Raw genomic sequence first — 9,437 nt, forward strand, 5'->3', positions numbered from 1 at the left:
AAACATCATATAATTTGTCTATAAAAGATGGTACCCTAACAACACCTTTAGGAAATCCAACTGCTACCGTTAAACCCCACCCATTTCCTATACGATTATTCTGTGCAAAATCTATATGATAAATTTGATTATCGATACTCGTTATTAAATCAGTATTATCGCAATTTTGTGTACTTTTTAAATAACCTGTATAACATGAATAACGTATTCCACTCTTATAAATTTGTTCAGGGAGACTTACAGAAGCACTGGCTTTTAAAATAGGTACCTGCCAGTCATTCCCGGTCACATTCCAATAAATTTCATCATAATCGCCAAAATAGCTAATCGCCCTTTTGACTTTATAGCTTATAATATAAGTCTTTAAACCAGCAACATAAGAATTAGAATCACCGATTTTAATCTCTAAATTCTTACCCTTAGAAGAAGTCTTAAATTGATAATTATTAGAATTTTCGTCTCTAACTGAGATATCTGATACGCGAAGATTGTAATTTAAACCTTTATTATTATATTTAACGGGTATATCCCGATAAATTCCGTGTTTTTGGTTTGTGCCAAAGTCATATATTATTGTCTCAGTAACATCAATACTAGCATCACTGTTGACCCGAATATCAGACCTAAAATTATCAATAACCTCCTGACTACTAGGATAATTGCTATCAGTAGCCAAAACTATCAAGGGCAAGAATAAAAATACCAGAAAAAGCGTTATTCTCTTAATCATTCATTATTACTCTTATCTACTCTAATATATCATCAAATCATCTATCTAGCCAACTTTCCCTGAATCATTATCAGACTCATCACCAGAGTAAGCTTGACCTTCTTCTATCGCTATTTCAGAACCGGCTTCTTCTAAAAATGATTTCTTCTCTTTGTGGGTTTTTCTTAAAGGAATCTCTTTTAAAAATAAAGAAGCAATCAAGGCAACTAGCATAAGAACCGCGCCAATTAGAAAGATATTATCGATAGATGAAGCTAATATGCCCTTTATTTTAATCAGAAAATCATTAAATAATTTCATAACTTCAATCTGCATCTTTGGCGGAAAATTAGACATTTGCGTATGAAATTGATCTTGAGCTGCATTTGAGAGAAATCCTTGCATACTATTTACGTCTAAATTAGCAAAATTAACATTTGGATTAATTTTAGATATTGTTTGAGCAAATTTATCATGAGAAAGGTCACTCAATTTACTTGAAAGAGAGTTATTTAATATACTGCCCATTACTGCAGTACCAACAGTAGAACCAAGGCTCCTAAAAAGCTGGGAAGAAGCAGTAACGACCCCTAATTTAGAATGCTCGAATGCATTTTGCACGATGAGTGTTAATATTGGCATGGTTGTACCTAAGCCTATACCAGTAAAAATCATTCTTAACATTAAATCACTCACAGTAGCACCAGTACCCAGTTTAGAAAGAAAATAAAGAGAACCGGTAGCAACTAAAAACCCGAAAATAGTCAAAAACTTGTATTTCCCTGTTCGAGAAACTATTTGCCCGGATATAACACTTGCCGAAATCATTCCAACAGTTAAAGGAATGAGAATTGTTCCTGAATGTGTTGCCGTTATTCCAATTACGCCTTGAGCAAAAAGCGGAATGTATATAATCACTCCGAACATTCCCGCACCTACAATAAAAGTTATTATAGTTGACACTAAAAATATTCTGTTCTTGAATAGATCAAGCGGTAAAATGGGCTCTTCTGCTTTTCTCTCTATTAGAACAAGCACAATAAAAGATATAATTGAGAAAACAAACAAACCTAATATCTCTATAGAATTCCATGAATATTCGTTACCACCCCATACAAAAGCTAGCAAAAGAGATAATAGAGCGAATGAAAGCGTTAAAGCAGCTTTATAATCAATTTTTTTATCTTTAAGATGGGAGGATATCTTTGGCATTAAACTGATTAGTATAAGAGCTAAAATACCTGTTGGAATATTTATGTAAAAAACCCATCGCCAATTAGCGTTATCAGTCAACCACCCACCCAGATACGGGCCGATAATAGATGCTAATCCGAATACTCCTCCAAATAAGCCCTGCCATTTACCTCTCTCGGCTGGTGCGAACAAATCACCTATTACAGCAAAGGCGTTTGTCATTAATGCACCACCACCAATGCCCTGTATACCCCTAAAGATAATCAGCTGCATCATATTTTGTGATAAACCGCTTAAGATAGAACCAATCAAAAATATGACTATTCCGCCTATGAAAAACTTTTTTCTTCCATATATATCAGAGAGTTTTCCATAAATAGGTATACTAACAGTTGAAGCAAGCATATAAGCGGTAAATACCCAACTTAAGTGTTGTAATCCGTTTAATTCTTGGACAATTTTAGGAATCGCAGTGGCAACTATTGTCTGATCAAGGGCAGCTAAAAACAATGCCGACATCACGCCCAACATTACGCTAATCTTTTTACCCATGGAAAACTCTGATAACATCTAAAACCTCTCTATATAATTAATTATTTTTTAATTCAACTAATAAATTACTTAGTATTCTGCACAAAGATTTTTTATCTTTTTCCGACATCTTATTAAAAATTAATTTTACTTTATTCATCTTTGATTTCATAACCTTTTTAAATGTTCTTGTACCTTTATTTGTAAGTGATAAGCGAATAATTCTCCTATCATTTTTATCGGCTTTTCTGGTTACGTAACCACCTTTTACAAGCCTACCCGTTAAAATTGTTGTTGTAGGAAAAGCAATATTAAGTTCCTCGGCTAATTCTTTCATAGTAGATTTACCTAATGATATCGCTACCATTGCCTGAGTTTGGGCTATACTTAATTCACTAAATTCCGTATAAAATTCAGTTTTTTTTCTAACTGTGCGGGCTATTTTATGCAGAAGAAATACTATTTCCTCTTCTTTTGTCACTGGTTTATACATATTTTTATATTACTTAGCTAGGCTAAATAATATTACAGAAATAAATACACGTCAACATTAAAAACTACCCTCGCACAAAAGACAGGCTTATAAGCCTGTCTTTTGTTATGTCCAATGCTATTTAAAGTAGAGATTTTTTTCATTTGTTTAGATTATTTATTCCCACTTGAAGAATTTTATCGCCAAAATAAAAGATATAAAAATCCAAGCTAAAAGACCGAATATCTCAGCTTGTATCTGTATCAACCCAGAACCTTCAACCATAACTTTGCGCATTCCGTCAGCGAGATATGTCAGGGGCATATATTGTGTAATACTCTTTAAAAGATCCGGCAATGCATCCCGTGGAAAAAATACGCCGGATAAAAACATCATAGGCATCATTACTACATTGGATAAAGCCATTACTGTATTATGGGTTTTACCAAACCCAGAAAGCGCTAAACCTATACTTAAAAAGATTGTGCCCCCCAGGATAGTTAAAATAAAAACATTCAAAAAACTGCCAATTATATGAACGTGAAAAACAGCAACGCCTAACGTAATGATTGTTGCCGACTGCATTATAGAAATAGTCAAACGAGTTACAATCTGACTAAATATTATAGTTGCTGGATGCACAGGTGTTGCTAACAGTCTTCTCAATATTCCTCTTTCCCGCCAAGTAACAATACCGGCCGCTACTCCAATAATTCCCATCTGCATAATACCCATAGCCACAATGCCTGGCAAAAGAAAATCTACATAGCTCAAATTACGGCTTGATATCGGCTTCTTATCTAAAACAAAAAGGTCAGGAGTATTTGTTATCATATCGCTATATTTATCAAAAACTTGAGTTAGAATAGTCTGACCAACTTGAACGTTACTTGCCTTTCCTTCGTTGTAATATAATTCAAGATTTAAGGGTTTAGATGACTGAGAAATAGGAGGAACCCAGTTAGCAGGGACTTTCAAATCTATATTTTGAGGTGCGGCCATTATCTGTTCGCTAAATTTTTGAGGAACAATTAAAACTAGATCCCTATCTCCTTTTTCCAACGCTTTTTTTTCAGAGTCTTTATCGCCTTCCTTAATTCTTAAAGCATCGATTTTCTTTAATGTATCAACTAGCTGAATCGAGCTTTTATTTTTCGCTTCATCTACAATGCCTAAGTTCACTTTTGCTGCCTCATCAAACTTCATAACCCCGAAAATGCTCATAATCATAATGGGTAAAAACAAACTCCAAAAGATAGCCTGCCTGTCTCTAAAAAAAGCTTTTATCGCATAATAAGTTATATTTTTTGTTGAAATAAGCGCTTTTTTGATATTCATTATATTAAGATTCCCTTAAGCCGTGACCTGTAAGATCTAGGAAAACATCTTCCAGATTGGCTTTTTGTTCAATTACTTTTTTCTCGAACCCTTTACCTAACAATTCCTGAATCAATTTCAAGGGCGTATCTAAAGAAATTATCTTTCCTTGATCCATAATTGCCACTCTGTCACAAAGAACTTCTGCCTCATCCATATAATGAGTGGTAATAATAACAGTTTTGCCTTTCTTTCTAATTTGCTTTATTAGTTCCCAAAGATGCCTTCTCGCCTGTGGGTCCAGACCGGTTATCGGTTCGTCCAAAAAAAGCGCTTTAGGATCATTAACAAGAGCTGAAGCAATTGAAAATCTTTGTTTTTGGCCTCCTGATAATGTATTAATGTAAGATTTTTTCTTGTCTAAAAGCTCAACTTCTTTAAGTAATTCATCAGAATTAACTTCTCTCTCGTATAGATTCCCAAAGAATATTAATAATTCTTCTAAAGTTAAATATTCAAAAAAGGATGAAGCCTGCAACTGAACCCCTATCATCGATTTTACTTTATTTATATCTTCGCTGACATTTATTCCAGCCACCGTAACTTCTCCGCTATCTATCTTTCTTAAACCTTCAATCATCTCTAAGGTTGTAGTCTTACCTGCACCATTAGGGCCTAAGATACCAAAAATCTCTTGGCTTTCTACAAAAAAGCTAATATCATCTACGGCTGTAAAATCGCCGTATTTCTTAGTTAGATTTTTAACCTCAATTATTTTGTTCATAATTAAACCAATAAAAAACGCGGTTATTCTTTGTTAAATTTTATATTATTTTTTTTACAAAGCAACCGCGATTATTAGTTATAAAAAGGTTCACCGGAAATAAATATGTTTTTATTAGAAAAAATAGTGTCGAGATTATTTTTAAATTCTTCTTTTATTAATTCTATAATTTCCATTATCCCTATCCCGCATAATGAATTATTGCAATGAAGCTTTCTTATATCTATACCACAAATCATTATTGCCCTCCCACACTTGACGTAGATAATATTAACTTTATAAATTATATTACCACGTTGATCGTCAATAATTCTTCCTTGAAAATTTACTTCCTTATAAGCAGGATTACTCAATCCTAATCACTCCTTAAATAAATTGATCAAAAAACATTATCTATACAATAAAAGCCTGGAAATAATCTTAATAATCGTCAACAAACCTATAATCATGCTTTCAACTGTTCTTTCGGTTTTTTCGTCCTCTATAATTGCTTGTTTATTCCCTTCGGTAAAAGCTTTATATAGAGCAAGCTTTTTATCCTGAGGGGTCTTCTTTAATGCACTAATTTGCTCAGAAGAAAAATTATAAGGATTATTTTCTTCCCTTTGAAGCATGAAGGAAGTTGGAGAAGCAGAAATTACAGGAGTCATTAAAAAATTTCCTATTCTGCCCAATGTTTCCATAGATGACGATCCCTTAAACTCCGCTTCTATTAAAGACTTTATTTTAGAATCTATCCCCTTGGTTGATTGTTTCATCCTATTCTTAAATCGTAATAATTCACCCTTATTAAGCCAAATACCGCTACATTTTGCACACCTATCAATCTGAATATCTTTAGGTATATTTGGATCATTAAATTCTTCTAACTTTGTATGATCTTTTGGACAATAAAGATTAGAATTTATTGGCATTTTATTTGCTAATAATACTTCGTTAACATTATCAATTTGCTGAGCTTCACTGGAAGATATCTGGTACAACTCAAATTGATCAAACCAAATACCGCCGCAATTTGGACATTGATCGATTAGTACAAAAAGTCCTGGGTTTGCACTATTAGCTTGAACTGTCTTAAATTGTGTTTTGCAATTTGGACAAAACATAATTTTATTGATTTAGATACCATAGGACATCAGCAGCATCTTTAAAGCTATCCCCCTCTCCTCTTGTATGACCTGCTGATAATGCTCGCACTCAACGCAAGTCTTATATTTTTTTGCGAAAGTCCCCTGAATTACCCCATTGCACATTGTTCCAGCAATCGCCCAACAATCCCTGCCTCCATTAAACCCGCTATTCATACCATTAGCTTTTTTCTCAATTGACGCCGGACATGTCCCAAATTCATTTTCATTCGTTCCGCCTGGCTCTCGACCGCATTTTTTAATTTCCCAACAATTTTTTTTGTTCTCCATCAATCTCTCCTAACTATATATTAATCTATTAGATATAAACAAAATTTTCTTTAATTACAAAGATCATCAGGTTTCTCGAAAGAAGGATTACCGTGTTTAACCCATTGGCCATCAACACATATCCAATTATCCTCACCGCTTAAAAATCTTATCCCAACTATAACTATAACTATAATTAAAATAATAATTGAGAGCAAAACTTTTTTCATAATAAACATTTGATTAATGAGAAAGTATTATACTATTATAACTTTTCTTTTTCTATATATTTAGCAAATAACCGTAATCCTTAAGCCATTTTTTGCTTCTTTTGCAGCCGGGCGAAAATTCTTCCATTTTTTTCCAAAATTTCTTTGAATGATTCATTTCTAAAATATGGACTAATTCGTGAATAACAACATAATCGATGATTTCCAAAGGTGCCATAATTAATCGCCAATTAAAACTTAATGTCTTTTTGGATGAACAAGATCCCCATCGGCTTTTTGCTTTACTAAATCTCAATTTAGAAAATATTACACCAATCTTGTCAGAATAAACCTTTACTCTTTCTTGTATAACCTGCTTTGCTCTTGCTATATACCATTTTTCAAGCATTTTTTTAAGGACAGCTGGCTTTAGGACTGGTACGATAAATTCATCTTGAAAAATCACATTCCTTAATCTAGCATCTACAAAATTTAATTCGTATTCTCTACCAAGATATAAAAATTTTTCTCCCTCTGTAAATTGTTTTGGGATAAATCTTTTTCTTTTTTCTTTTTCTTTAACTTTTTTTAAAATCCAATTCTTTTTTTGTTTGACGATTGCTTTTATTTTTTCAACACCCAACCTTCTGGGTGCTCGAATAGATAAAGTACCATCGGTTTCTATAATCAAAGCGACAGTTTTACGCTTGCTATATATAATATTATAACTGATTAAGCTCATTTAACACATTTACCGCTACCGTTGCATAATTTTCCAGCGGAACAATCAGAATTAACCTTACATTCATTATATTGACAACTGTAGTATATCGTATCAGGACAAGGCGACTTAATGCATACAACGCCACCACTGACTTTTTGGGCGCCATAAGGACAAGAACAAAAAGAATTAGTGCTATGATTACACCTTAGTAAAAAGTATTCAATACCATATAAGCAGCTTAAAACTATAAAAATAACAAAAATTATAAATAATTTTTTCTTTTTAAGCATTTGCAAATTAATCAATCTATCCATAAAATTTTACTAAACTAATAAGCGATAAAATACCTTACAAGAAAAAATGCTAAAAGCGCGCCTAGCAGCAACCCTATAACTAAAGGAATTATTATGCAAATTATTTTCTCTTTACAACCTTTTTTCATATTTATACCTGTCTATTTTGTTGAGGGTTTCATTGTTAAACCAATGATAACATCTTTAATAGCTCGTCGATACTTACAATAATCACAATCATCACCTGGTCGGGGCAAATTATTATCTAGAAGACATTTATGGGCATCGAATATTGCTTTTTCCACCCAACTATCATCTCCCTTATAAGATAATATCTTTATATCAAATTCCAGTTTGCCATTAAAAGCTTCTTTATCGGTATTACCATTACAATATACAAAATACCCAACATTGGAAACATTAAAATCATTTTTTCGAAGAAGCCATTGATAAACTTCCATCTGCCTTTTATATCCTATTTGCCAATCTGCGTCTAAATTAACTTCTTGAGCTTTGGAAGTAGCTTTATAATCTACGACATGAAGTTCTTTTTGAGGATTAATCCAAATATCATCAACAGCGCCGGTAACCAATAGATTAGTCGGCTTGTGCAAATATTCAACGCCACCCTTAAGTGTATTCCTCCAATGATCCATCTTTTCATGGGCAAAAGGAACTGCATCAATACCATATGTTTTCATCAATGGATGTGCAGTACTCTTAGCTCTATGCAAGTCAAATTCTTTTTTGAGCAATGTATCAACCGCGGAATTTAAAGTGAAGGGAAAACCAGGCGGCTGAGCAACCCCTAAACGTCTATCTAAGTAAAAACACATTGGGCAGTTTAAAAACAAATCAATTTTTGATCTTGATATTTTAAACGGCTTATCCGATAACGGATCGAATAAATTATATATTCTTTTTGGTTTATAATAATCTGACATTATTTAATCTTTTAAATTTAATTTCGATTATTTTGATTTTTCTCTAACTTTGGTTAACAAACCAATCAGTATAGTAATATGACCAATTGTCATAAGAAACTGAGTCAAAGCAGCGGCATAATCAGAGTTAGCAGTAACTGAAATTGGGCCAGAAATGCTTGTGATTAGAAAACCTAGTGCCATTATCCAATAGCGTTTCCTATATATTACATCTTTTTTGCCTTCAATAAAAAACATTCCTGCAATAGGTAACCACATACCTAAACATAAAACATAGATACCAAATGAAATAATAGGCGTTAAATTCCAATGTATAATTCCAATGGCACTTAAAAAGGGATGGGGAGGGGAAATTACGTTTAACACGGTGGCTAACATAGATAAAGAAAAAAGAATCGCAAAAGGAATATCGTCATTTACTTTAGGAAAAATTATAGATACAGGGATTTTTATCCCATAGGAAAAACTAGTATACAAAATAAAATCAGCTATTATTTTTAATAGAATAGCAGCCTGATAATTTTCATTAATAATAACGATTACTACATCGAAAAGAAAATAGGCATTCGCCAATATAAAAAACGTTATAAAAAAATGCTTGATTAAACTATTCTTAGGCTCTTCTTTTTTTATAGCCCAAGACTTCCATGAAAAAATGTACCACACTAACGCATCTATGAAAAAAATTATAGCGGAGAAAGATAACATATTTCTTAACTAATTAATATAATAATTATAATATAAAAATGGTTTTTTAAAAAACGCTTGCATTCTAACGCCAAGATACATTAAGTACTGTACGCGTCACGCACATTTGAGACTCCGGAACAGTTTTTATTAAATAATCAATGGGTGAAATATTA

Annotated in this window: 12 protein-coding genes; all 12 read right to left on the reverse strand. The window is 32.7% G+C overall.

Going from position 1 to position 9,437, the window contains the following annotated elements; translation table 11 throughout:
- Positions 1-730: hypothetical protein (locus COX95_01670; GenBank protein PIZ86305.1), on the reverse strand; the 730-nt coding region annotated here is incomplete at its 3' end.
- 45 nt (positions 731-775) lie between these two features.
- Positions 776-2,455 carry an MFS transporter gene (locus COX95_01675; protein PIZ86316.1) on the reverse strand — a complete coding sequence of 560 codons (1,680 nt, stop codon included), beginning with the start codon at positions 2,453-2,455 and terminating at the stop codon, positions 776-778.
- A gap of 37 nt (positions 2,456-2,492) precedes the next feature.
- Positions 2,493-2,927 (reverse strand): hypothetical protein, encoded by a 435-nt coding sequence (locus COX95_01680; protein ID PIZ86306.1) that lies wholly within the window; start codon positions 2,925-2,927, stop codon positions 2,493-2,495.
- A 156-nt stretch (positions 2,928-3,083) separates the two neighbouring features.
- Positions 3,084-4,244 carry a hypothetical protein gene (locus COX95_01685; protein ID PIZ86307.1) on the reverse strand — a complete coding sequence of 387 codons (1,161 nt, stop codon included), beginning with the start codon at positions 4,242-4,244 and terminating at the stop codon, positions 3,084-3,086.
- A gap of 4 nt (positions 4,245-4,248) precedes the next feature.
- The gene (locus tag COX95_01690; protein PIZ86308.1) at positions 4,249-5,007 is read right to left on the reverse strand and encodes an ABC transporter ATP-binding protein; all 759 of its coding nucleotides are present in this window, start codon (positions 5,005-5,007) and stop codon (positions 4,249-4,251) included.
- A 74-nt stretch (positions 5,008-5,081) separates the two neighbouring features.
- Positions 5,082-5,360 carry a hypothetical protein gene (locus tag COX95_01695; protein PIZ86309.1) on the reverse strand — a complete coding sequence of 93 codons (279 nt, stop codon included), beginning with the start codon at positions 5,358-5,360 and terminating at the stop codon, positions 5,082-5,084.
- A gap of 36 nt (positions 5,361-5,396) precedes the next feature.
- A complete protein-coding gene (locus COX95_01700) occupies positions 5,397-6,113 on the reverse strand; it encodes a hypothetical protein (protein PIZ86310.1) in 717 nt (238 codons plus the stop codon).
- A 12-nt stretch (positions 6,114-6,125) separates the two neighbouring features.
- Complete coding sequence (locus COX95_01705; GenBank protein ID PIZ86311.1) at positions 6,126-6,425, reverse strand: hypothetical protein; 300 nt, start codon at positions 6,423-6,425, stop codon at positions 6,126-6,128.
- Between the two features lie 261 nt (positions 6,426-6,686).
- The gene (locus tag COX95_01710; GenBank protein PIZ86312.1) at positions 6,687-7,355 is read right to left on the reverse strand and encodes a M48 family peptidase; all 669 of its coding nucleotides are present in this window, start codon (positions 7,353-7,355) and stop codon (positions 6,687-6,689) included.
- The gene (locus tag COX95_01715) at positions 7,352-7,651 is read right to left on the reverse strand and encodes a hypothetical protein (GenBank protein ID PIZ86313.1); all 300 of its coding nucleotides are present in this window, start codon (positions 7,649-7,651) and stop codon (positions 7,352-7,354) included. Before COX95_01715 ends, COX95_01710 begins: the two co-directional genes overlap by 4 nt.
- Positions 7,652-7,791: 140 nt before the next feature.
- Positions 7,792-8,574: a hypothetical protein gene (locus COX95_01720; protein PIZ86314.1), complete on the reverse strand. Its 783-nt coding sequence runs from the start codon at positions 8,572-8,574 to the stop codon at positions 7,792-7,794.
- Between the two features lie 27 nt (positions 8,575-8,601).
- A complete protein-coding gene (locus COX95_01725) occupies positions 8,602-9,282 on the reverse strand; it encodes a hypothetical protein (GenBank protein ID PIZ86315.1) in 681 nt (226 codons plus the stop codon).
- Positions 9,283-9,437: the final 155 nt, after the last annotated feature.

The organism is bacterium CG_4_10_14_0_2_um_filter_33_32, from assembly GCA_002792735.1.
Classification (GTDB): domain Bacteria; phylum Patescibacteriota; class CPR2_A; order CG2-30-33-46; family CG2-30-33-46; genus CG2-30-33-46.

What these genes read in the sequence shown, in the direction of transcription:
- COX95_01675 (PIZ86316.1), bottom strand. Translation starts at nt 2,455, where the DNA reads ATGGGTAAAAAGATTAGCGTAATGTTGGGCGTGATGTCGGCATTGTTT.
- COX95_01680 (PIZ86306.1), bottom strand. Translation starts at nt 2,927, where the DNA reads ATGTATAAACCAGTGACAAAAGAAGAGGAAATAGTATTTCTTCTGCAT.
- COX95_01705 (PIZ86311.1), bottom strand. Translation starts at nt 6,425, where the DNA reads ATGGAGAACAAAAAAAATTGTTGGGAAATTAAAAAATGCGGTCGAGAG.
- COX95_01710 (PIZ86312.1), bottom strand. Translation starts at nt 7,355, where the DNA reads ATGAGCTTAATCAGTTATAATATTATATATAGCAAGCGTAAAACTGTC.
- COX95_01720 (PIZ86314.1), bottom strand. Translation starts at nt 8,574, where the DNA reads ATGTCAGATTATTATAAACCAAAAAGAATATATAATTTATTCGATCCG.
- COX95_01690 (PIZ86308.1), bottom strand. Translation starts at nt 5,007, where the DNA reads ATGAACAAAATAATTGAGGTTAAAAATCTAACTAAGAAATACGGCGAT.
- COX95_01725 (PIZ86315.1), bottom strand. Translation starts at nt 9,282, where the DNA reads ATGTTATCTTTCTCCGCTATAATTTTTTTCATAGATGCGTTAGTGTGG.
- COX95_01715 (PIZ86313.1), bottom strand. Translation starts at nt 7,651, where the DNA reads ATGGATAGATTGATTAATTTGCAAATGCTTAAAAAGAAAAAATTATTT.
- COX95_01700 (PIZ86310.1), bottom strand. Translation starts at nt 6,113, where the DNA reads ATGTTTTGTCCAAATTGCAAAACACAATTTAAGACAGTTCAAGCTAAT.
- COX95_01685 (PIZ86307.1), bottom strand. Translation starts at nt 4,244, where the DNA reads ATGAATATCAAAAAAGCGCTTATTTCAACAAAAAATATAACTTATTAT.